The sequence below is a fragment of the Mycobacterium asiaticum genome (genome assembly GCF_001673365.1).
In the GTDB taxonomy this organism is placed as follows: Bacteria; Actinomycetota; Actinomycetes; order Mycobacteriales; family Mycobacteriaceae; genus Mycobacterium; species Mycobacterium asiaticum_A.
In genome coordinates this window covers 1-22918 of sequence record NZ_LZLS01000045.1, presented here as the reverse complement: position 1 = coordinate 22918, position 22918 = coordinate 1, and the positions used below count along the sequence as shown (strand labels likewise).

The window sequence follows — 22918 nt, the reverse complement described above, 5'->3', positions numbered from 1 at the left end:
AGTCGCGTACCGTGGGGCTGTGCCAAAGACCACCCGCTCGCAACCCGGCCGGCTGAGCAGCCGATTCTGGCGCCTGCTCGGCGCCAGCACGGAGAAGAACCGCAACCGATCGATGGCTGTGGTGACCGACTCGGAGGAATACGACAAGGAAGCCGCTGACCTCAGCGACGAGAAGCTGCGCAAGGCCGCCGGGCTACTGAACCTCGACGACCTGGCGGACTCGGCCGACATTCCACAGTTCCTGGCGATAGCGCGAGAAGCCGCCGAGCGGGCAACCGGGCTTCGGCCCTTCGATGTGCAGTTGCTCGGCGCGCTGCGCATGTTGGCCGGCGACGTCATCGAGATGGCAACCGGTGAGGGCAAGACGCTGGCGGGGGCGATCGCGGCGGCGGGTTATGCGTTGGCCGGCCGGCACGTGCACGTCGTCACGATCAACGACTATCTGGCCCGCCGCGACGCCGAGTGGATGGGCCCACTCATCGAAGCGATGGGACTGACCGTCGGCTGGATCACCGCGGAGTCGAGCAGTGCGGACCGCCGGGCGGCCTACGACTGCGACGTCACCTACGCCTCGGTCAACGAGATCGGCTTCGACGTGCTGCGCGACCAGTTGGTCACCGACGTCGACGACCTGGTTTCACCCAACCCGGACGTCGCTCTGATCGACGAAGCCGACTCGGTGCTGGTCGACGAGGCATTGGTGCCGTTGGTGCTGGCCGGCACCACCCATCGCGAGACGCCGCGGCTGGAAATCATCAAGCTGGTCGGCAACCTGACCGCCGAACAGGATTACGACACCGACGCCGACAGCCGCAACGTCCACCTCACCGAGGCGGGCGCGCGAAAGGTCGAAAAGGCGCTCGGCGGCATCGACCTCTATTCCGAAGAGCACGTGGTGACCACCCTTACGGAGGTCAACGTCGCATTGCATGCGCACGTACTGCTGCAACGCGACGTCCACTACATCGTGCGCGACGACGCGGTCCATCTGATCAACGCCTCGCGTGGCCGCATCGCGCAACTGCAGCGCTGGCCGGATGGCCTGCAAGCCGCCGTCGAGGCCAAGGAGGGCATCGAGACCACCGAGACCGGCGAGGTGCTCGACACCATCACAGTCCAGGCGCTGATCAACCGCTACACCACGGTGTGCGGCATGACCGGCACCGCGTTGGCGGCGGGCGAGCAGTTGCGCCAGTTCTACAAGCTGGGGGTTTCGCCGATACCGCCGAACGCTCCGAACATCCGCGAGGACGAGTCGGACCGGGTGTACATCACCGCCGCCGCCAAGAACGACGCGATCGTCGAGCACATCGCCGAGGTGCACGAGACCGGACAGCCGGTGCTCGTCGGAACCCGGGACGTCGCCGAATCCGAAGATCTGCACGAGCGCCTGACCCGGCGCAAGGTGCCGGCCGTGTTGCTAAACGCGAAGAACGACGCCGAGGAGGCACAGGTGATCGCCGAGGCGGGCACCTACGGCTCGGTCACGGTGTCCACCCAGATGGCTGGCCGCGGCACTGACATCCGCCTCGGCGGGTCCGACGAGTCCGACCACGACCGGGTCGCTGAACTCGGTGGCCTGCACGTGGTCGGCACCGGCCGCCACCACACCGAGCGGCTCGACAACCAGTTGCGCGGCCGGGCGGGACGGCAGGGCGACCCTGGCTCGTCGGTGTTCTTCTCCAGCTGGGAAGACGACGTGGTGGCCGCCAACCTGGATAGCAACAAGTTGCCTACCGAAACAGACGAGGACGGATGCATCCTCAGCCCCAAGACCGACGGGCTGCTCGACCACGCCCAGCGGGTCGCCGAAGGCCGGCTGCTGGACGTGCACGCAAACACCTGGCGCTACAACCAGCTGATCGCCCAGCAACGTGCCATCATCGTCGACCGGCGAGACACGTTGCTGCGCACCCCGACCGCTCGCGAAGAGCTTGAGGAGCTGGCGCCGAAGCGGTACAAGGAACTTGCTGAGGACGTCAGCGAGGAGCGGCTGGAGAAAATCTGCCGGCTGATCATGCTCTACCACTTGGATCGCGGCTGGGCCGACCACCTGGCGTATCTGGCCGACATCCGCGAGAGCATTCACTTGCGCGCGCTGGGCCGGCAGAACCCACTGGACGAGTTCCACCGGATGGCCGTGGATGCGTTCGCATCACTGGCCGCCGATGCAATTGAGGCAGCCCAGCAGACGTTCGAGACGGCGAACGTCCTCGAAGACGAGCCCGGGCTGGATCTTTCCAAGCTGGCCCGACCGACATCGACGTGGACCTACATGGTCAACGACAACCCGTTGTCCGACGACACGCTATCCACGCTGAGCCTGCCCGGCGTTTTCCGCTGACGGGTTCGGTCCGCCGTGCGGACCGGGGCGCAACGGCGATAGTGTCACGGCTCATGGAGCCAGTGCTCGCGCACGATCGGGTGCTGACGGTGCCCAACGTGCTGAGCGCCGTCCGCCTGGCCCTGATCCCGCTGTTCGTCTACCTGATGCTGGTCACGCATACCCATAGCTGGTCGGTGGCGATTCTGATGTTCAGCGGCGTCTCCGACTGGGCGGACGGCAAGATCGCTCGGCTGCTGGACCAGTCCTCGCGGCTGGGCATGCTGCTTGACCCGGCTGTCGACCGGCTCTACATGGTGACCGTGCCGATCGTGTTGGCGATCAGCGGAATCGTGCCGTGGTGGTTCGTGCTGACCCTGTTGGCCCGCGACGCGGTACTCGCCGGGACCCTGCCGCTGCTGTGGAGCCGCGGGCTGTCCGCTCTTCCGGTCTCCTATGTGGGCAAGGCGGCGACGTTCGCGCTGATGTCCGGCTTTCCGCTGGTCCTGCTGGGACAGTGGGATCAGTTATGGAGCCGCGTCGTGCTGGCCTGCGGCTGGGCGTTTTTGATCTGGGGCATGTACATGTACCTGTGGGCGTTCGTCCTGTACATGATCCAGATGGTCCTGGTGCTGCGGCGCATGCCGAAGGTCAAACATGGCTGACCCCGATCGACTGCTCGGCGGCTATGACCCGAATGCCGGGTACAGCGCCCACACCACGGCTCGCCCACAACACATTCCGGTGCCGTCGCTGCTGCGGGCGCTACTGTCCGAACATCTGGACCCCGGCTACGCCGCGGCGGCCGCGAAGCGGGAAAGCAGCAAAGAACCCGAGCACCGGGCGATCGGCTGGATGTGGCAGGCATTGGCGGCGACCCTGGTGGCGGCCGTGTTCGCCGCCGCCGTCGCCCAGGCCCGCACGGTGGCGCCCGGGGTGCGTTCCGCACAACAGTTGCTGGCCACCAACGTGCGCCTGACCGAGGCCAGCGCCACCAAGTTGGCCCAGCAGCGCAGCGCACTGTCGGCCAAGGTGGACCAGGTACAGCGGCTGGCGCTTGCCGACGATGCCGAGGGCCAACGCCTGCTCAACCGCCTCGACGCCCTGAGCCTGCCGGCGGCCAGCACGGCGGTGACCGGGCCAGGGCTGACGGTGACCGTGACCGATCCCGGCGCGAGCCCCAATCTTTCCGACGCGTCCAAGCAGCGGGTCGCCGGGAGCCGACAAATCATCCTCGACCGCGACCTGCAACTGGTTGTCAACTCGCTGTGGGCCAGTGGCGCCGAGGCCATCTCGATCGGCGGGGTGAGAATCGGGCCCAACGTCACGATCCGCCAAGCCGGCGGAGCAATCCTGGTCGACAACAACCCGACCACCAGCCCGTACAACATTCTGGCTGTGGGGCCGCCGCACTCGATGCACGACGTCTTCGAGAACAGCACCGGATTGCGTCGGCTTAGGCTGCTGGAGGCCTCCTACGGCGTCGGTGTGAGCGTTAACGTCGACACCACCGCCAAACTGTCGCTGCCCGCCGGCTCGGTGCGGGACGTCAAGTTCGCCGCACCGACCGGACCCTGAAAAGCCCTAGAAGACGGAGGGGAATTACGCGAGCATGATCGGAATCGCCGCGCTAGCCGTTGGCATCGTGTTGGGTTTGGTCTTTCATCCCAGCGTCCCCGAGGTCATCCAGCCGTATCTGCCGATCGCGGTGGTAGCGGCGCTCGATGCGGTTTTCGGCGGGTTGCGCGCCTACCTCGAACGCATCTTCGATCCCAAAGTCTTCGTGGTCTCGTTCGTCTTCAACGTGTTGGTGGCGGCGCTGATCGTTTACGTCGGCGACCAATTGGGCGTCGGCACCCAGTTGTCGACCGCGATCGTCGTCGTGCTGGGAATCCGGATCTTCGGCAACGCCGCCGCGCTGCGGCGCCGCCTGTTCGGAGCGTGATCCGGTGAGCGACGAACCCGACGAGACCGCGCCGGCCGCACCACGCGGACGCCACGAACGGCCGCCGGACCGCCCCCGACGCAAGTTCCGCGGTGGCCGGTCCCGGCTGGCGTTCGGCGCGCTGGCGGTCCTGTTGTGTCTGGTTCTGGGCGTCGCCATCGTCACCCAGGTCCGCCAGAACGAGTCCGGAGATTCCCTGGAAACCGCCCGTCCCGCAGACCTTTTGGTGTTGTTGGACTCGTTGCGGCAGCGCGAGGCCACGCTGAGCACCGAAGTCGCCGACTTGCAGAACAGCCTCAACGCGTTGCAGGCCTCGGGAAACACCGACCAGGCCGCCATCGAAAGCGCTCAGGCGCGGTTGGCCGCGCTGTCCATCCTGGTCGGCGCGGTGGGTGCGACCGGGCCGGGTGTGACGGTGAAGATCGACGACCCTGGCCCGGGGGTGTCACCGGAGGTGATGCTCGACGTGATCAACGAGTTGCGCGCGGCCGGCGCGGAAGCGATTCAAATCAACGACGCGCGCCAGTCGGTTCGGGTCGGCGTCGATACCTGGGTAATCGGGTCAGCAGGCGCGCTGACCATCGACACCAAGGCGTTCGCACCGCCGTATTCGATTCTGGCCATTGGTAATCCGCCGACGCTGGCCGCCGCGATGAACATTCCCGGCGGCGCGGTGGACAGTGTGAAGCGCGTCGGCGGACGCATGTCGGTGCAGCAGGCCGACCGCGTCGAGGTGACCACCTTGCGGCAACCAAAACCACACCAATACGCTCAGCCCGGCAAGTGAACCATCCCAAAAAATGCGACCAGAACAGGATCACCGTGAGCGATATCCCGTCCGATCTGCACTACACCGCCGAACACGAGTGGGTTCGCCGCAGCGCAGAAGACACCGTGCGGGTCGGGATCACCGATTTCGCGCAGTCGGCCCTCGGTGACGTCGTGTTCGTGCAGTTGCCCGAGGTGGGTACCGAACTCAACGCCGGCGACCCGTTCGGGGAGGTGGAGTCGACGAAATCGGTGTCGGATCTGTATGCCCCGGTCGCGGGCAAAGTATCTGCGGTCAATGGCGAGCTGGACGGCAATCCGCAGTTGCTGAATTCCGACCCCTACGGTGCGGGTTGGTTGCTGGAACTCCAGGTCGACGGCGCCGATGTCGCAGCGCTGGATTCGACGATCGCGGAACTGCTCGACGCGGAGGCCTACCGCGGCACATTGACCGAATGACAATTGCTATGGTCCCGAAAGCGTTGCGAGGATCTAGGAGAAGCCAACTCGCGCGCGGTACGGTCAAGACATCAGGGAGTGGGAAGCCGGCCGAACGGTCGGGTCATACAACGCCACAGCGGCCAGTGAGGAGCAGCGGGTGACGGACAAGGACAACGACCAGGACGAAGTCACCGTGGAGACGACCTCTGTCTTCCGCGCCGACTTCCTCAACGAGCTGGACGCACCCGCGCAGGCGGGCACCGAGAGTTCGGTATCCGGAGTCGAGGGGCTCCCCGCGGGCTCCGCATTACTGGTCGTCAAACGCGGACCCAACGCCGGTTCACGCTTCCTGCTGGACCAGGCCATCACCTCGGCCGGCCGGCACCCCGACAGCGACATCTTCCTCGACGACGTGACGGTAAGCCGCCGCCATGCCGAATTCCGGTTGGAAAGTTCCGAGTTCAACGTCGTCGACGTCGGCAGTCTCAACGGCACGTACGTCAACCGGGAGCCGGTGGATTCGGCGGTCCTGGCCAACGGCGACGAAGTGCAGATCGGCAAGTTCCGGTTGGTCTTTCTGACCGGCCCCAAGGGTGACGACGACGGGGGATCCGGGGGCCAGTGAGCGCGCCCGATAGCCCAGCGCCGGCCGGGATGTCGATCGGGGCGGTCTTGGACCTGCTGCGACCGGACTTTCCGGACGTCACCATCTCCAAGATTCGTTTTCTGGAGGCAGAAGGTTTGGTGACACCGCAGCGGGCGGCGTCGGGCTATCGAAGGTTTACCGCGTACGACTGCGCGCGGCTGCGTTTCATTCTGACCGCTCAGCGGGATCACTATCTGCCACTGAAGGTGATCAGGGCCCAACTCGACGCGCTGCCGGACGGGGAACTACCGGCGATCGGATCTCCCTACGGCGTACCGCGATTGGTGTCGGTGGACGGTGCCGCAGCCGAAGCCGACCCGGGCGCCGTGGCGCCCACCCGCGTCCGGCTCAGCCGTGAGGACCTGCTGGAACGCTCCGGCGTGGATGGCGAGTTGTTGACCGCTCTGCTGAAGGCGGGGGTGATCACGACGGGGCCGGGCGGTTTCTTCGACGAACACGCGGTGGTGATTCTGCAATGCGCGCGGGCACTTGCCGACTACGGCGTGGAGCCAAGACATCTGCGCGCGTTCCGTTCCGCCGCCGATCGACAGTCTGATCTGATCGCCCAGATTGCCGGGCCGCTGGTCAAGGCGGATAAGGCCGGCGCACGTGACCGCGCCGATGAGCTGGCGCGCGAGGTAGCCGCGCTCGCAATTACTTTGCACACCTCGTTGATCAAGTCCGCCGTTCGCGACGTACTGCACCGCTGAGGACTAGACTTCCGTTCGACAGCTTGGTGTTTGGTCGCGTGTGCGGAGGGCGGACACAGATGGGTGAAGTTCGTGTTGTCGGCATTCGCGTCGAGCAGCCGCAGAACCAGCCGGTGCTGTTGCTGCGCGAGGCGGACGGTGACCGGTACCTGCCGATCTGGATCGGCCAGTCGGAGGCCGCGGCCATCGCCCTGGAACAGCAAGGCGTCGAACCGCCGCGGCCGCTTACCCATGACCTGATCAGGGATCTCATTGCCGCACTTGGGCATTCGCTCAAGGAGGTACGCATCGTCGACCTGCAGGAGGGCACGTTCTACGCGGACCTCATCTTCGACCGCGACATCAAGGTGTCGGCCCGGCCGTCAGACTCGGTGGCGATCGCACTGCGGGTGGGTGTGCCGATCTACGTCGAGGAAGCCGTGCTGGCTCAGGCCGGCCTGCTGATTCCCGACGAGGGAGACGAAGAGGCCAGCAGCGCTGTCCGCGAAGACGAGGTGGAGAAGTTCAAGGAGTTTCTCGACAGCGTCTCTCCCGACGACTTCAAGGCGACTTAGCCCACGCGCCGCACACCTGCACCATGCCGACCCGGTACCCAATCCGGGTCACGGATGCGTCTCATATCACACAACGGATTGTCGACACGCCTGGGATATAACGCTCCGGAATCCGGTCGGCGGCCATACTTTGGTGACGGATCGAGGATCGACCCAGAGCACGACAGCCACCGAACAGCGTATGCTCTCTAACACTCGCAACTGAGATAACGTGGCTGTTGGGGCAGCCACTACCGCAGCTAGTGACAAGAGCGCGATCGGCGAGAGGACGCACCGTGAGCGAGCAGCCACGTCAAGAACAGCTGGACCTTGCTGATAGCGCACCAACCGGTGACAACCGCAGCGATGCGGCGCCCAGCCAACCGGTGCAGCCCGGATTGTTCCCGGACGACTCGGTACCGGACGAATTGGTGGGCTACCGCGGGCCGAGTGCCTGCCAGATCGCTGGAATCACCTACCGTCAGCTGGACTACTGGGCTCGCACTTCGCTGGTGGTGCCCTCGATCCGCAGCGCGGCCGGATCGGGCAGCCAACGGCTGTACTCGTTCAAGGACATCCTGGTCCTCAAGATCGTCAAGCGGTTGCTGGATACCGGCATCTCCCTGCACAACATCCGGGTCGCGGTGGATCACCTGCGTCAGCGCGGTGTGCAGGACCTGGCCAACATCACGTTGTTCTCCGACGGCACCAGCGTCTACGAGTGCACGTCCGCCGAAGAAGTCGTCGACCTGCTACAGGGCGGTCAGGGCGTGTTCGGTATCGCCGTGTCCGGCGCCATGCGGGAGCTGACCGGCGTCATCGCCGACTTTCCCGGTGAGCGGGCCGACGGTGGCGAGTCCATCGCCGCACCCGAGGACGAGCTGGCGTCCCGTCGTAAGCACCGCGACCGCAAGATCGGCTGACCCGGCAGCGTAAACTGGATCCCGCATCGCCCTCGCGCGGGAGAGCTCTGTGGCCGCCAGCTACAGACGCCGAAGGAGCAATACCTCTCCATCAACCTCTCAGGCACCCGGACCGCCCGAGATAACGATGCCTCTGGAAAGCGGCGATCGTCTTTAACGGCGTACGCCCGCCGATGGGGAAAGGCGCTAGTCGAACTGCGCTGAATCTCTCAGGCGCCCGGTGCACGGGTAAAGACAGAGGGAGAGGGCCCCCGTCCTTTAGCGGTGCCCTATGTCAGGAGAGATTTGTGTCCGACCATTCCACTTTCGCCGACCGGCACATCGGGCTCGACGCTGACGCCGTCGCCACCATGCTCGCGGTCATCGGCGTCGACTCGCTCGACACCCTGGCCGTCAAGGCGGTCCCGGCCGGCATTCTCGACAAGCTGACCGAGGCGGGCGCGCCCGGACTGGACCGGTTGCCCCCGGCCGCCACCGAGGCCGAAGCACTCGCCGAGCTACGCACGCTGGCCGACAACAACACCGTCGCCGTATCGATGATCGGGCAGGGCTATTACGACACGCTCACCCCGCCGGTGTTGCTGCGCAACATCATGGAAAACCCTGCTTGGTACACCGCCTACACGCCTTATCAGCCCGAGATCAGCCAGGGACGGCTGGAAGCGCTGCTCAATTTCCAGACGATGGTCACCGACCTGACCGGGCTGGAGATCGCCAACGCGTCCATGCTGGACGAGGGGACCGCGGCCGCCGAGGCGATGACGCTGATGCATCGCGCCTACAAGGGTTCGAGCAACCGGTTGGCCGTCGACGTCGACCTGTTCGCGCAGACCGCCGCGATCCTGGCCACCCGGGCCAAGCCGCTGGGCATCGAGATTGTCACCGCCGCCCTTCGCAATGGCCTGCCTGACGGCGAGTTCTTCGGTGTGATCGCCCAGCTACCCGGAGCCAGCGGCCGGATCACCGACTGGAGCGCGCTGGTGAACGAAGCTCACGACCGCGGCGCACTGGTCGCCATAGGCGCGGACCTCTTGGCGCTGACGCTGCTAACGCCGCCGGGTGAGATCGGCGCCGACGTCGCGTTCGGCACCACCCAACGCTTCGGTGTGCCAATGGGATTCGGTGGGCCCCACGCAGGTTATCTGGCGGTGCACACCCGGCACGCCCGTCAATTGCCCGGGCGCCTGGTCGGGGTTTCCGTCGATGCGGACGGGTCACCGGCCTACCGGTTGGCGCTGCAGACCCGCGAGCAGCACATCCGGCGCGACAAGGCGACCAGCAACATCTGTACCGCGCAGGTGCTGCTGGCGGTGATGGCCGCCATGTACGCCAGCTACCACGGGGCCGACGGCCTGACCGCAATTGCCCGACGGGTGCACTCCCACGCCGAGACCATTGCCGGTGCGCTGGGGGATGCGCTGGTTCACGACAAGTACTTCGACACCGTGCTGGCCCGCGTCCCCGGCCGGGCCGACGAGGTGGTTGCGGCGGCCAAGACCAACGGCGTCAACCTGTGGCGGGTTGACGCCGACCATGTCTCGGTGGCCTGCGACGAAGCCACCACCGCCGCGCATGTGGCGAGTGTGCTGGCGGCGTTCGGCCTAGAGGCGGCCGAGCCGGCCCCGGTCGAGATCGCCACGCGCACGTCGGATTTCCTCACCCATCCGGCGTTTCACCAGTACCGCACCGAAACGTCGATGATGCGCTACCTGCGGACGCTGGCCGACAAGGATATTGCTCTGGACCGCAGCATGATTCCGCTCGGCTCCTGCACCATGAAGCTCAACGCCGCCGCCGAGATGGAATCCATCACCTGGCCGGAGTTCGGCCGCCAGCATCCGTTTGCGCCGCCGTCTGACACCCTGGGGTTGCGTCAGCTCATCAGCGACCTGGAGAACTGGCTGGTGGCAATCACCGGTTACGACGCGGTGTCTCTGCAGCCCAACGCGGGCTCTCAGGGCGAGTACGCGGGTCTGCTCGCGATCCACGACTACCACGCCAGTCGCGGTGAACCGCACCGCGACATCTGCCTGATCCCGTCCAGCGCGCACGGCACCAACGCCGCGTCAGCGGCGTTGGCCGGCATGCGGGTGGTGGTGGTGCGGTGTCTGGACAACGGCGACGTGGACCTAACCGACCTGCGCGCCAAGGTCAGCGAACACGCGGAGCGGTTGTCGGCGCTGATGATCACCTACCCGTCCACTCACGGCGTCTACGAGCACGACATCGCCGACATCTGCGCCGCCGTGCACGACGCCGGGGGTCAGGTCTACGTCGACGGCGCCAACCTCAACGCGCTCGTCGGCCTGGCCCGGCCGGGCAAGTTCGGCGGCGACGTCAGCCACCTGAACCTGCACAAGACGTTCTGCATCCCGCACGGCGGCGGCGGCCCGGGCGTTGGACCGGTGGCGGTCCGCGAGCACCTGGCGCAGTTCCTGCCCGGACACCCGCACGCGGCCGAGCTGCCCGGGGGACACCCGGTGTCGTCCGCGCCGTACGGGTCGGCCTCGATCCTGCCGATCAGCTGGGCCTACATCCGAATGATGGGCGGTGACGGCCTACGGGCGGCGTCGCTGACCGCGATCGCGTCGGCCAACTACATCGCCCGCCGCCTCGACGAGTATTTCCCGGTGCTTTACACCGGCGAGAACGGCATGGTCGCCCACGAGTGCATCCTGGATCTGCGCGGCATCACCAAAGCGACCGGCGTAACCGTCGACGATGTTGCAAAGCGGTTGGCCGACTACGGTTTTCATGCACCAACGATGAGCTTTCCGGTAGCCGGCACGCTGATGGTCGAACCGACCGAAAGTGAGAGCCTGGCCGAGGTGGACGCGTTCTGCGAGGCCATGATCGGCATCCGCGGCGAGATCGACCGGGTCGGCAAAGGGGAGTGGCCGGTGGACGACAACCCGTTGCGCGGGGCACCGCACACCGCCGAGTGCCTGGTTTCGGCTGACTGGGACCACCCGTACACCCGGGAGGAAGCCGCCTATCCGCTGGGCAAGACGTTCCGGCCCAAGGTGTGGCCGCCGGTGCGTCGTATCGACGGCGCATACGGCGACCGGAACCTGGTGTGCTCGTGCCCGCCGATCGAGGCGTTTGCCTGAAGGCCGGTCAGCTCAAGAAGGTGTTGACCGCGGTCGCCAGCTCCGGGGTGGCCGAGGTCGACAGGTTCTGGTAGCTGCCGCCGCTGAGACGGGCGACGGCTTCCCAGGTGGCGCGGTCCGGGTCACCACCGAAGTCGATGATGTTGACTGCCACTGGCCTGGCCGGGTCGGCACTGTTCTTGATGAAGTCCTGCAGGCCCTGACCGTCCAGGGTCTGGTCGGTGTGCGGCCCAGCGGTGATCACCAGGATTGAATTCTGTTGGCCAGCACGGTAATTGGCCTGCATTTCCTGGTAGATCATGCGCAGCGTGGTGAACGACACCGCGCCGCCGCCCGAGGAAAACTGCTTATCCAGCGCGGCCGAGAGCGCCGCCGACCGTGGCTGGCCGTTGACCTGGTCGGCCAGCGGGCCGGCCGGCACTTCGGCGCGCCCCTCGTGCCCGTCGAACGTCCACAACCCGATGACCGCACTCGGCGGCAGCGCCTTGACCCGGTTGTTGAGCGCCGCAATCACGTTGGCCAGCCGCGTCTTACCGCCACCGTCGTCGTTCGGCATCGACTGGTCGAGCATGATGGTCGCCGCCACTCCGGTTGACGGCGTGGCCATGGTGTCGGCCAGCGTGGCACGCATGGCCTCGTCGCCGACTGACAACGTGGACGGCAAGGCGGGGAAGTTGGTGACGGGGCTGCTCGGCGGCTTGATGCCGTTCACCCGGAAGCCTGCTTTCGCCAACTTGGCCAGCTGCTCGGATGTGTGCATGTAGCGGGCAAACGCGCTCGCCGCCGTGGTCTGCTCCTGGCTCAGCCAGGAACCGCTGAGCAGCACGGTCGGATAATCGGCCACCGCCACGGGCCCCGGTGGTGTCCAGGAAGTCAGTTTGGTCTTGGCATCCGAAGTCGACTGCCCGCGCACGAAGAGCTGTTGTTCGGTGGTAACCACGGCGTGCACGGGGGCGGCCGCGACATCACCGGGTTTGAGCAAGGCGTTCATCGCTTCGTTGAGCGAGTCGTCCCCGAGTTTGGGTTGCGCGCCCACCAACGTGCGTACCGCGGCGACTCCGCTGGTCGGCGGCGCACCGGCGGGGGCGGACGCGGCCGCGATCGCCTCGCCGGCCAGGAAGGACGCGTCGCCGTTCCCGCTGACCGGAAGCGCCAGTCGCAACGAGCCCCAGTTGGGCGCGTTCAGTCCGGCCATCGAATTGGGATTCGTTTGCAGAGCGGGTAGCGCCGCCCAGTTCTGCTTGGAAAGCACCTGGCTGAACTCCGGACGGATAGCCAGCAAGACCGGGGAGGTCACCAACGAGCGACTGTCGCTGATGATCTTCTGTCCGGCCGCGCCCGCGAGGCGTGCCGCCGAGATCGAGCTGCCCGGAATCCACAGACCCGGCTGGTTGCCGAGGTCGGCGGGCCACTTGCCGATGAAGCCACTGATCACGGCGTCCGAACCGGCCGCTTTCACCGATACCGTGACGCACCGGTCGCCGATGGGGCCCGCCTGCTTGTTGTAGCCGTCGGCAAGTTCTTTGACCTGGTCGAGGATCGACGGGTCGGTCAGGACGGCGACTGAGTCCTTGCCGCCCACGCAATGCGCCGCCGCCGTGTGCGAGCGGTTCGACAACGCATCACCGAAGAATTGCCACAGGATCACCCCGGCTACTACGACAACGACGGTGACCAGGGCAACGATTACGCCGATGCTGACGCCCCGCCTGCCGCCGTCGCTGCGGTGCCCGCCCTGCCAGTCGCCGAGTCCGCGGCTACCGGCCCGAAACAGCGGTGGCGGTGCGGGCGCTGCCGGCTCCGCTGCAGCGGGCTCGGGATCGGACGGGCGCGCTCCGAAGTCCGGGTACTCCTCGTCCTGGTACGGATGGTCGGAATACCGGCTGTCCTCCACAGCAGGCTCTGACGCCTCGAACTGATCGTCGCGCTCCGGGTCCGCAGGAAAATCAGCGAACGGTTCGGGGTTGGAATCGGGGACAGAATCCTCGGGGTCGGGCTTGCTGTGCCTACCCACCCGAGCGGGCCTTAAATTCCCGACGACGACGGTGCAGGATTGGCTCGGTGTAACCGCTGGGCTGCTGGCCGCCGGACAGGATCAGTTCCTGCGCGGCCAGGAAGGCGATGCTGTCGTCGAAATTCGGCGCCATCGGGCGGTAGGACCGGTCGCCCTCGTTCTGCTTGTCCACCAGCGGGGCCATCCGCTCCAGGCTGGCCCGGACATCCTCGTTGGTGATCACGCCGTGGCGCAGCCAGTTAGCCAGCAGCTGGCTGGAAATACGCAGCGTGGCACGGTCTTCCATCAGTGCCGTGTTGTGAATGTCGGGAACCTTGGAGCAGCCGACGCCCTGCTCGACCCAGCGCACCACGTAGCCGAGGATCGACTGACAGTTGTTGTCGACCTCCTCGCGAATTTCCTCGGGTGCCCAGGCCAGCTCTTTGGCCAGCGGGACGGTCAGCAGCTCGTCGATGGTGGTGCGGTGTTGGCCTTCCAGCTCCTTCTGCACAGCGAACACGTCCACCGCGTGGTAGTGCATCGCGTGCAGCGTGGCGGCCGTCGGCGACGGAACCCACGCCGTGGTGGCGCCGGCCTTAGGCTGCCCGATTTTCTGTTCGACCATGTCTGCCATCAGTTCGGTCATCGCCCACATGCCTTTACCGATCTGGGCTTTGCCGGTGAAACCGGCCGCCAGGCCGACATCGACGTTGGCGTCCTCGTAGGCCTTGATCCAGGTGCTGTTCTTCATCGCACCCTTGCGGATCATCGGTCCGGCCTCCATCGAGGTGTGAATCTCGTCGCCGGTGCGGTCCAGGAACCCGGTGTTGATGAACACCACGCGATCGGCGGCGGCCTTGATGCACGCCTTCAAGTTGACCGTCGTACGCCGCTCTTCGTCCATGATTCCGACTTTGAGGGTGGACTGCGGCAGGCCGAGAACGTCCTCGACGCGGCTGAACAGCTCGCAGGTGAAGGCGACCTCTTCGGGTCCGTGCATCTTGGGCTTCACGATGTACACCGAACCGGTGCGGCTGTTTTGCAGCGGGCCATTCTCGTCGCCGCTGCGCAGGCCGTGGATGGCTGTCAGGCCGGTGAACAACGCATCCTGGATCCCTTCGGGGACCTCTGGTCCGTCCTCGCCGTCGGCGCTGAACACGATGGCGTCGTTGGTCATCAAGTGCCCGACGTTGCGGACAAACAGCAGGCTGCGGCCGGGGAGCGTCAACTCTCCGTTCCCGTCCGGGCTGGTGTAGGTGCGGTCGGCGTTGAGCTTGCGGGTGAAGGTCTTGCCGTCCTTGGCGACCTCTTCGGCCAGATCGCCCTTGTTCAGGCCGAGCCAGTTGCGGTAGCCGAGCACCTTGTCGTCGGCGTCGACGGCGGTCACCGAGTCCTCGAAGTCCATGATCGTGGTGATCGCCGACTCCAGCACCACATCCTTGATGCCGGCGGCGTCGGTCTGTCCGATCGGGGACTCGGGGTCGATCAGGATCTCGACGTGCAGCCCGTTGTTGACCAGCAGCACCGACCAGTTGGGGGAGCCGAGCTCACCGGAGTAGCCCACGAATTTCTCTGGGCTGGCCAGCCCGGTGGATTCTGAACCGAGCGCGATCTGCAGCTGCCCGTCGGCGATGCTCAGCCCGGTCGCGTCCGTCCAGGAACCGGACGCCAACGGCGCGGCGACGTCGAGGAACTTGCGCGCGTATTCGATGACGCGGTCGCCACGCACCTTGTTGTAGCTGGAGCCCTTCTCGGCGCCGTCGGCTTCGGAGATGACGTCGGTGCCGTAAAGGGCGTCATACAGCGACCCCCACCGCGCGTTCGCGGCGTTCAGTGCGAACCGGGCGTTGAGCACCGGCACCACCAACTGCGGCCCGGCGGTGGTGGTGATCTCGTCATCCACGCCCGAGGTGGTGATGGTGAAGTCGTCGGGTTCTGGTTGCAGGTAGCCGATTTCGGTGAGGAACTCACGGTAGGCATCCGGGTCCAGCGGCTCGAGCACCCGCAGCCGGTGCCACTTGTCGATCTGGGCCTGCAACTCGTCGCGGGTCTTCAACAGTTCCTGGTTGCGTGGAGTGAGATCGGTGACGACCTTGTCGACGCCGGCCCAGAAGCTGTCCGGGTCGATACCGGTGCCAGGCAGTGCCTCGTTGTTCACGAAGTCATAGAGCACCCGGGCGACGCGCAAGTTGCCTTGGGTCACGCGATCAGACATTGTTCTCCTCCGTAATGGCCACTACGCGGCCCCTCTAGCTACCGTCAGACTACCGAGCAGTAGCCTGCCGAGCCTATCCCGGCCGACCCGCAATGCCAGGTCATGGCGCGCTGACAACGGCGCCCGCAGCTACGCAACGGACGCTGGGAATTGCTTTCTGGCAACGCGGACCTGTGGGTTTTCGTTCCCGTTTCGTTCCCAGTCGCACCTGTGGTGATACCCGCGGCCGCTCAGATCATACGGGCCGTCGCTCAGTTGTGTTGCGCCCCGTCGCGCATACTGCCGAGCAGGTCTTCGACTAGATCCTCCAGCGCCACCACCCCAACGACTTCGCTCATGGTGGCTGCCGCCTCAGCACTATCCGCAGGGCTATCGGCTAAAACCAAGGCGAGGTGACTGTTGCTGCGGCGCATGCGCGACAGCGCATCTGGCAGCCCTAGCGACTGCGGGACTCGGGGCAGCGCGCGCACAAGTGCCAGATCGATCACCGTGTGCGGATCGTCACCGAGCGCCAACACGTCCTTGATGTGCAGATAGCCGATGTAGTTGCCGTCGCGATCCACCACGGGAAAGCGGGAGTAGCCCGTCAGTGCCAACGCCTGCTCCACCGCACCGATCGTGGGTCCGAAACCCGCGCCCGCGACCGACACGGCGTGCACCTTTGCCAGCGGCACCGCGACGTCTCCGACCACCCGGGTGCGGATCCGCAGCGCGCGGGTCAGTCGCACGTGCTCCTCCTGGTCGAGCAAACCCTCCGAGAGCGACTCGGCGATCATGTCCGACAGCTCGACCGTGGATACCGTGATGTCGAGTTCGTCCTTGGGCTGGACGCCCAACAGCCGCAATATCGCGTTGGCGCATTTGTTGTAAAGCACGATGATCGGACGTGCCGCACGCACGTACGGCAGGTACGCCGGAACCAGCAACATCGCGGTCCGTTCCGGGCCGGCCAGCGCGATGTTCTTGGGCACCATTTCACCGAGCAGCACGTGCAGCGTCACCACCAGAGCCAACGCGATGACGAAGGACAGCGTGTGCAGCAGCGCGGGATGGAAACCGGCCAACGCAAACGACGAACGCAGCAACGAGGCAACAGCAGGCTCGGCAATCCTGCCCAGCAGGATCGAGGCCACGGTGACGCCCAGTTGGGCGCCCGCCAGCATGGCCGGAAGTTGTTCGCCGGCCCGGATCACCGTCACGGCGCGAGTCCGGCCCTGCTCGGCCAGCGCTTCGAGGCGGTCGCGGCGAGCGGAGATCATCGCGAATTCGGCACCGACGAAGAAGCCGTTGAGCGCGATCAGCAGGATCGCCAGCCCTATCGCCAGGATCGAGTTCACTGCCCGTCCCCGTCCGAGTCGTGAAGTTCGATCAGTTCGAGCTGATCGAGGCGGCGGCCGTCGAGCTGCACCACCGTGGCCCGCCAGCGCCGTTGTTCCTCGGGCAGCCCATTACGGTCCAGCGCGGGTAATTCGACGGTCTCGCCGACCACCGGCATGTGTCCGAGCTCGCGCAACACCAGACCGCCGATCGTCTCGTAGGGCCCCTCCGGCGCCCGGTAGCCGATGGCCGTCTCGACCTCGTCGATGCGCAGCAGACCCGAGACCCGCCAGCCGTTGCCGGCGGCGATGACGTCCGGCGTTTCGTCGTCGTGTTCGTCGCGCACGTCGCCAACGATCTCTTCGATCAGGTCCTCGACGGTGACCATTCCGGCAGTGCCGCCGTACTCGTCGACGACCATCGCGGTCTGCAGCGAGTTGGCGCGGATCTGCGCCATCACCGCATCCCCGTCCAGCGTGGAGGGCACCACCGCGATCGGCGTGGCCACCCTGGTCAACAGCGTTGTCGCCCGGTCGGCCGGGGGCACCTCGAACACCTGCTTGACGTGCACGATGCCCACGGTCTCGTCGAGATCACCGCGGACCACCGGGAAACGCGAGAAGCCGGTCGCGGCGACCGCGGCAACCAGATCGGCGACGGTGTCGTCGGTCTGCAGGGCGACGATCTTTGATCGCGGCGTCATCAGTTCCTCGGCCGTCAGCGTCCCGAACTGCAGGGAGCGGTGCATCAGTGAGGCGGTGACGTCGTCCAGGGCGCCGCGGCGCGCCGAGGTCCGCACCAGCGACACCAATTCCTGGGGTGTGCGGGCCGACCGCAGTTCTTCGGCGGGCTCGATTCCGAGCCGGCGGACGATCCAGTTCGCCGCCCCGTTGGTCAGCCGGATGGCTGGTGTGAACAGCAGCGAGAACAGCCATTGCGGGAGCACGACGGCGCGGGCGGTGCGCAGCGGCCGCGCCACGGCAAGGTATTTGGGGACCAGTTCGCCGAAAACCATCGACACCGACGTGACCACCGCCAACGCCAGGAAGGTGGTGATGGTGTCGGCTAGCTGGTCGGAGACCCCTAGCGCGTCCAGCCACGGGTGCGGCAACGCCGCCATCAACGGGTCGGTCAGATAACCGGTGCCCAGCGTGGTTATCGAGATTCCTAACTGCGCACCCGACAACTGGAACGACAACCGGTGTTGAGCCCGTCGGATGAAGCGGTCCCGGGCACCCCCGCCGCGAGCGTTGGCTTCGACGGTGCTGCGGTCCAGGGCCGTCAGCGAGAACTCCGCGGCAACGAACACCGCAGTGCCAAGCGTCAGCGCCAGGATGGCCAACACGCTGACCACGGTGGCGGAGTGGTTCATGGGCCTTTCACCAGCCGGTGGGCAAAGGGTGTCCTTCCGCGAAGCCCGCGGCCGATTGCACACCGACCACCGCCCGCTCGTGCAACTCTTCCAGGGTAGTGGCACCCACGTAGGTGCAGGTGCTGCGCACCCCGGAGGTGATGTGATCGATCAGGTCCTCGACGCCGCCGCGGTCCGGGTCCAACCCCATCCGCGATGTCGAGATGCCTTCCTCGAACAACGCCTTATGGGCCCGTTCGAACGAGCTGTCGCCGCCGGTGCGGGCGACGACCGCGCGCTTGGACGCCATGCCGTAGCTCTCCTTGTACGGCTGGTCGTCGCGGTCGCGCATCAGGTCGCCGGGGGATTCGTAGGTGCCGGCGAACCACGACCCGATCATCACGTTCGACGCGCCCGCGGCCAACGCCAGGGCCACGTCCCGCGGGTGCCGGATCCCGCCGTCCGCCCACACGTGTCCTCCCAATTCCCTTGCCGCAGAGGCACACTCGACGACCGCGGAGAACTGCGGGCGGCCCACGCCGGTCATCATCCGGGTGGTGCACATCGCCCCGGGCCCCACGCCGACCTTGACAATGCCGGCACCGGCCTCGATCAGATCCCGAGTTCCCTGCGCGGACACCACATTTCCGGCGGCCAGCGGCACCCCCAACTCCAGTGATGCGACCGTCTTTATCGCCTCCAGCGTCTTGACCTGGTGACCATGGGCGGTATCGATGACCAGCACGTCGACGCCGGCCTCTGCCAGTGCTCGCGCCTTGGCCCCGACGTCACCGTTGATACCGATGGCCGCGCCTACCCGCAACCGGCCGGCGTGATCGACCGCCGGGCTGTAGATCCCGGTGCGGACCGCCCCGGTGCGGGTCAGCACTCCGGCCAGCGTGCCGTCGGCGTCAGTCACCACCGCGACGTCGACCGGTGCGTGTTCGAGCAGGTCGAAGATCTTGCGTGGCTCGGTGCCGACCGGCGCGGCGACGAAATCCGTGATTGCTATGTCGCGCACCCGCGCGAAGCGGTCCACACCGACGCACGCGGACTCGCGGACCAATCCGATCGGACGGCCCTCGAAGACGACGACCGCGACGCCGTGTGCGCGCTTGTGAATTAGAGCGGTCGCATCCGACACCGAGTCGTCGGCGGTCAGCGTCACCGGGGTGTCGAGCACCAGGTCACGACTCTTGACGAACTGGACGGTCTGCTCCACGGCGGGGATGGGCAGATCCTGCGGAAGGATCACCAGGCCGCCGCGTCGTGCGACGGTCTCGGCCATCCGTCGTCCGGCCACCGCGGTCATGTTGGCGACCACCACCGGGATGGTGGTGCCCGAGCCATCGACGGTGGACAGGTCGACGTCGAACCGCGAGGCGACCTCGGACCGGTTCGGCACGATAAACACGTCGTTGTAGGTCAGGTCGAACGACGGGCGGTGCCCGTCGAGGAACTTCATCGTGCGGCGCTCACATCTTCGTCAGGTCGATCAAGCTGGTACTTCAGTGCGGTCTCCACTCCACAGGGTGTGAAACTTCTTGCCCGGGTCCTCGTCGGTCCGCCCGTAGGTGTGCGCACCGAAGAAGTCGCGCAGGCCCTGGGTCAGTGCGGCCGGCAATCGCTCGGTGCGCAACGCGTCGTAGTAAGACAGTGCCGACGAGAAACCCGGTATCGGGATACCCAGCTGCGTCGCCGTAACCACCACCCGCCGCCAGCCGTCGATAGCCGATTCGATCGCGCTGCGGAAATAGGGGGCGACGATCAACGTGGCCAGGTCGGGGTCCTCGTCGTATGCGTCTTTGATGCGGTTGAGGAATTTGGCCCGGATGATGCAGCCCCCGCGCCAGATCGTCGCGAGGTCGCCGGGCGTGATGTTCCACTCGTATTCGGCGCTGCCAGCCTGAATCTGGTTGAAGCCCTGGGCGTAGGCGATGATCTTCGACGCGTACAGCGCCTGGCGGACATCTTCGGTGAACTGCGCCGCATCTCCTGGTTTGGTGCCGAGTTCGCCGGACGCCAGCCCGGTGGTGGCTTTGCGTTGGGCTACCGAACCTGACAGCGCTCGGGCGAACACCGCCTCGGCGATGCCGGTGACGGGCACCCCGAGATCCAGGGCCGACTTCACTGTCCAGCGGCCGGTGCCCTTCTGCTCCGCTTCGTCGACGATGACGTCGACCAGCGGCTTGTCGGTCCGTGCGTCGGTCTGGCGCAGCACCTTGGCGGTGATCTCGACCAGGAAGCTGTCCAGATCGCCTTTGTTCCACTCGTCGAAGACGTCGGCGATCTCACCCGCCGACTTGCCGAGCCCGTCGCGAAGCAGCTGATACGCCTCGCCGATCAACTGCATGTCGGAGTATTCGATGCCGTTGTGCACCATCTTGACGAAGTGCCCGGCGCCGTCGGGTCCGATGTGGGTGCAGCACGGTACGCCGTCGACGTGAGCCGAAATCTCCTCGAGCAGCGGGCCGAGGGATTCGTAGGATTCGGCGGGTCCGCCCGGCATGATCGACGGGCCGTTGAGTGCACCTTCCTCGCCGCCGGAAATCCCGGCGCCGACGAAGTGCAGCCCGCGCTCGCGGATCGCCTTTTCCCGACGGATGGTGTCGGTGTAGAGGGCGTTGCCGCCGTCGATGATGATGTCGCCGTCTTCCATCGCGTCGGCGAGCTCGTTGATGACGGCGTCGGTCGGGTCGCCCGCTTTGACCATGATGATGACCCGCCGCGGCTTTTCCAGTGCCGCAAGGAATTCCGAGATCGTTTCACTGCGGACGAAGTTGCCGTCGGAGCCGTGCTCTTCGAGCAGGGCGTCGGTCTTGGCGACGGACCGGTTGTGCAGCGCCACGGTGTACCCGTGCCTGGCGAAGTTCCGGGCCAGGTTCGAGCCCATCACGGCTAAGCCGGTGACTCCAATCTGGGCGGTCGCAGCCTTCGAATCCGACGAACTCATGTCCTCGCCTTTCAGATTGAATGATCCAGCGTCCAAAACTGTTCGCCAAACACTGTGGCATAACGACCCCGTGGGTGCGCGGCGGTGTTGGCTCCGCCCCTAGGCGGAGACCAACCGGTGCAGCTCTGTGAGCCACGGTACGGCCAGCGCGATAGTGGGCACGACCAGGACGGCCGCGGCGGCCAGATAGGCGGCCGCGGACAGCGCCGCGCTGTTGCCGCGGCCGGACAGTCGGCGTACCCGCAACACGGTGCTGGGTCCGCCGGCGGCCAACGCGCCGGACGGTGCACGACCGGAGGCGCAGGCAACCAGGGCACGAGCCAGGGGAGTGCGCCCGGTAGCGCGTACCGCCGCATCGTCGGCCAACAGTTCGACGAGAAGCTGCACAGAGCCGAGGGCATTGGCGCTGCGGACCAGCCGAGGGAACGCGGCATGCACGGCCGTGAACGCTTCCAGGACAAGGTCGTGGCGGGCCCGCAGATGAGCCCGCTCATGGGACAGAATCGCGGTCACTTCCGAATCCGCCAGCGTGTTCAGTGCTCCTGCGCTGACCACGACGCGGCTGCGCACGCCGGGCAGGCAGTAGGCGAGAGGCTGCTTGACGTCCAGGACGCGCAGGTCCCGAGTTCTGGCACAGGGCTGGACCAACGCTCCGCCGTGGTCCACGCCGACCAGGTCGACGACCATGCGGTGCCGAGCCCGACGCCGTCGGGTGGCGATGGCTACCCGCACCACCGCGATGACCAGCCGGGCTCCCACCAGGACCGTCAGCGTGAGAACGGTGAGGTAGGCCGCCCACAAGGGCCAGCCCAGCCGACGCTCGGCGTCGACGATCCCGGCGGTGGGTCGCCCGTCCGGACCGGGCATCAAAAGTCGGCTGGCGATGGCGATGCCGGCGCTGAACGTGGAGAGGACGGCGGCCAGGGCAACGGCCTGCCAAAGCACCATTGCGGCCCTCGGAGCGCGCAGCGGCCACCGAGCGCGGGCCAACAGCGCCGGTGTCGGGCCAGCCAGCATCACCGCAAGGATGGTGAAGGCCAGCGCAGACACGCTGTTAGTCTCCCTTAGTCTTCGGCCGGAGGTCCAGCGGATTGCGAATTGCGGTGGTTGGTTTCTAATTCGGCGAGCGCGCGTCGCAGAGCGTCGGCCTCGTCGGCGTTGACCCGCTCGACAAAATGCACCAGCGCGGCCTGCCGGCCACCGGAGTCCTCGGCTTGCGCCAGTGCGTCAACCATCAGCCCGGCAACCAGTTCGTCGCGGCCGTGCACCGGCGCATAACGGTGCGCCCGGTCGTCTCGAAGCTGAGACACCAGATTCTTCTTCGCCAACCGCTGCAGCACCGTCATGACGGTCGTGTAGGCGAGGTCGCGCCGCGCAGACAACGCTTCGTGGACTTGGCGAACGGTCTGCGGTTCCGGCATGGACCACAAGTGGTCCATCACGGCGCGTTCCAGATCCCCCAGCCGCGTCAGCTTGGCCATAGTTCATCTCCTGAGCGTTGGAACCAGCTTACTCCGGCTTACTACCGAGTGTCGTACCCAAGACATGACACTACCCAATAGGTGCTTGCGAAATTAGGGCAGCCTTGCCTATGCTAAACACGGTCGAGCGGAGAAATGACCGCGGAAGTGTCCTGAGGGCTGCAGTGACCCCCGGTCTACTCGATCGGCGAGCCCCGTGCACGTGGCAC

19 protein-coding genes and 2 riboswitches are annotated in these 22918 nt (G+C 66.3%); of the genes, 11 read left to right on the top strand and 8 right to left on the bottom strand.

Annotation, left to right across the window (positions count from 1 at the left end; genetic code table 11):
- Nucleotides 1–19 precede the first annotated feature (19 nt).
- The 11 genes from secA2 (at nucleotide 20) to gcvP (ending at nucleotide 11399) form a co-directional block, all read left to right on the top strand.
- The gene (gene secA2 / locus A5634_RS28000) at nucleotides 20–2344 is read left to right on the top strand and encodes an accessory Sec system translocase SecA2 (protein WP_065142989.1); all 2325 of its coding nucleotides are present in this window, start codon (nucleotides 20–22) and stop codon (nucleotides 2342–2344) included.
- Between the two features lie 53 nt (nucleotides 2345–2397).
- Complete coding sequence (locus A5634_RS05055) at nucleotides 2398–2988, top strand: CDP-alcohol phosphatidyltransferase family protein (protein WP_065143009.1); 591 nt, start codon at nucleotides 2398–2400, stop codon at nucleotides 2986–2988.
- Entirely contained in the window at nucleotides 2981–3901 is a 921-nt protein-coding gene (locus A5634_RS05050; protein ID WP_065142988.1) for a DUF881 domain-containing protein, read from the top strand. The genes A5634_RS05055 and A5634_RS05050 overlap by 8 nt, the downstream gene beginning before the upstream one ends.
- A gap of 34 nt (nucleotides 3902–3935) precedes the next feature.
- Nucleotides 3936–4268: a small basic family protein gene (locus A5634_RS05045; protein ID WP_065142987.1), complete on the top strand. Its 333-nt coding sequence runs from the start codon at nucleotides 3936–3938 to the stop codon at nucleotides 4266–4268.
- Between the two features lie 4 nt (nucleotides 4269–4272).
- On the top strand, nucleotides 4273–5055 hold the full coding sequence (locus A5634_RS05040) for a DUF881 domain-containing protein (protein WP_065142986.1): 783 nt from the start codon (nucleotides 4273–4275) through the stop codon (nucleotides 5053–5055).
- 35 nt (nucleotides 5056–5090) lie between these two features.
- Nucleotides 5091–5495: a glycine cleavage system protein GcvH gene (gcvH, locus tag A5634_RS05035; RefSeq protein WP_065143008.1), complete on the top strand. Its 405-nt coding sequence runs from the start codon at nucleotides 5091–5093 to the stop codon at nucleotides 5493–5495.
- 139 nt (nucleotides 5496–5634) lie between these two features.
- Nucleotides 5635–6102, top strand: a complete 468-nt coding sequence (gene garA / locus A5634_RS05030; RefSeq protein WP_065142985.1) for a glycogen accumulation regulator GarA — start codon at nucleotides 5635–5637, stop codon at nucleotides 6100–6102.
- Nucleotides 6099–6833: a transcriptional regulator FtsR gene (gene ftsR / locus A5634_RS05025; protein WP_065142984.1), complete on the top strand. Its 735-nt coding sequence runs from the start codon at nucleotides 6099–6101 to the stop codon at nucleotides 6831–6833. Before garA ends, ftsR begins: the two co-directional genes overlap by 4 nt.
- Before the next feature lie 59 nt (nucleotides 6834–6892).
- On the top strand, nucleotides 6893–7387 hold the full coding sequence (locus A5634_RS05020; protein WP_065142983.1) for a bifunctional nuclease family protein: 495 nt from the start codon (nucleotides 6893–6895) through the stop codon (nucleotides 7385–7387).
- A 275-nt stretch (nucleotides 7388–7662) separates the two neighbouring features.
- Nucleotides 7663–8289, top strand: coding sequence for a MerR family transcriptional regulator (locus A5634_RS05015; RefSeq protein WP_065142982.1), 627 nt, complete (start codon nucleotides 7663–7665; stop codon nucleotides 8287–8289).
- Nucleotides 8290–8316: 27 nt separating this feature from the next.
- Nucleotides 8317–8414: riboswitch (glycine riboswitch) on the top strand.
- Nucleotides 8415–8537: riboswitch (glycine riboswitch) on the top strand. It abuts the riboswitch before it with no gap.
- A gap of 39 nt (nucleotides 8538–8576) precedes the next feature.
- Nucleotides 8577–11399 (top strand): aminomethyl-transferring glycine dehydrogenase, encoded by a 2823-nt coding sequence (gene gcvP / locus A5634_RS05010; protein WP_065142981.1) that lies wholly within the window; start codon nucleotides 8577–8579, stop codon nucleotides 11397–11399.
- A gap of 7 nt (nucleotides 11400–11406) precedes the next feature.
- Here gcvP and A5634_RS05005 read toward each other — a convergent pair whose 3' ends face one another.
- The 8 genes from A5634_RS05005 to A5634_RS04970 all read right to left on the bottom strand — a co-directional run bounded on the left by A5634_RS05005 (nucleotide 11407) and on the right by A5634_RS04970 (nucleotide 22709).
- Nucleotides 11407–13413 carry a substrate-binding domain-containing protein gene (locus A5634_RS05005; protein WP_065142980.1) on the bottom strand — a complete coding sequence of 669 codons (2007 nt, stop codon included), beginning with the start codon at nucleotides 13411–13413 and terminating at the stop codon, nucleotides 11407–11409.
- Nucleotides 13406–15607 (bottom strand): malate synthase G, encoded by a 2202-nt coding sequence (locus tag A5634_RS05000; protein WP_065142979.1) that lies wholly within the window; start codon nucleotides 15605–15607, stop codon nucleotides 13406–13408. The genes A5634_RS05005 and A5634_RS05000 overlap by 8 nt, the downstream gene beginning before the upstream one ends.
- Nucleotides 15608–15858: 251 nt before the next feature.
- Complete coding sequence (locus A5634_RS04995) at nucleotides 15859–16944, bottom strand: hemolysin family protein (RefSeq protein WP_065142978.1); 1086 nt, start codon at nucleotides 16942–16944, stop codon at nucleotides 15859–15861.
- Nucleotides 16941–18296, bottom strand: a complete 1356-nt coding sequence (locus tag A5634_RS04990; protein WP_065142977.1) for a hemolysin family protein — start codon at nucleotides 18294–18296, stop codon at nucleotides 16941–16943. Before A5634_RS04990 ends, A5634_RS04995 begins: the two co-directional genes overlap by 4 nt.
- Before the next feature lie 7 nt (nucleotides 18297–18303).
- Nucleotides 18304–19740 (bottom strand): GuaB1 family IMP dehydrogenase-related protein, encoded by a 1437-nt coding sequence (locus A5634_RS04985; RefSeq protein ID WP_065142976.1) that lies wholly within the window; start codon nucleotides 19738–19740, stop codon nucleotides 18304–18306.
- Between the two features lie 30 nt (nucleotides 19741–19770).
- Entirely contained in the window at nucleotides 19771–21228 is a 1458-nt protein-coding gene (gene gndA / locus A5634_RS04980) for an NADP-dependent phosphogluconate dehydrogenase (protein ID WP_065142975.1), read from the bottom strand.
- A 99-nt stretch (nucleotides 21229–21327) separates the two neighbouring features.
- Complete coding sequence (locus A5634_RS04975; RefSeq protein ID WP_065142974.1) at nucleotides 21328–22278, bottom strand: M56 family metallopeptidase; 951 nt, start codon at nucleotides 22276–22278, stop codon at nucleotides 21328–21330.
- Nucleotides 22279–22292: 14 nt separating this feature from the next.
- Nucleotides 22293–22709: a BlaI/MecI/CopY family transcriptional regulator gene (locus A5634_RS04970; RefSeq protein WP_065142973.1), complete on the bottom strand. Its 417-nt coding sequence runs from the start codon at nucleotides 22707–22709 to the stop codon at nucleotides 22293–22295.
- Nucleotides 22710–22918 lie beyond the last annotated feature (209 nt).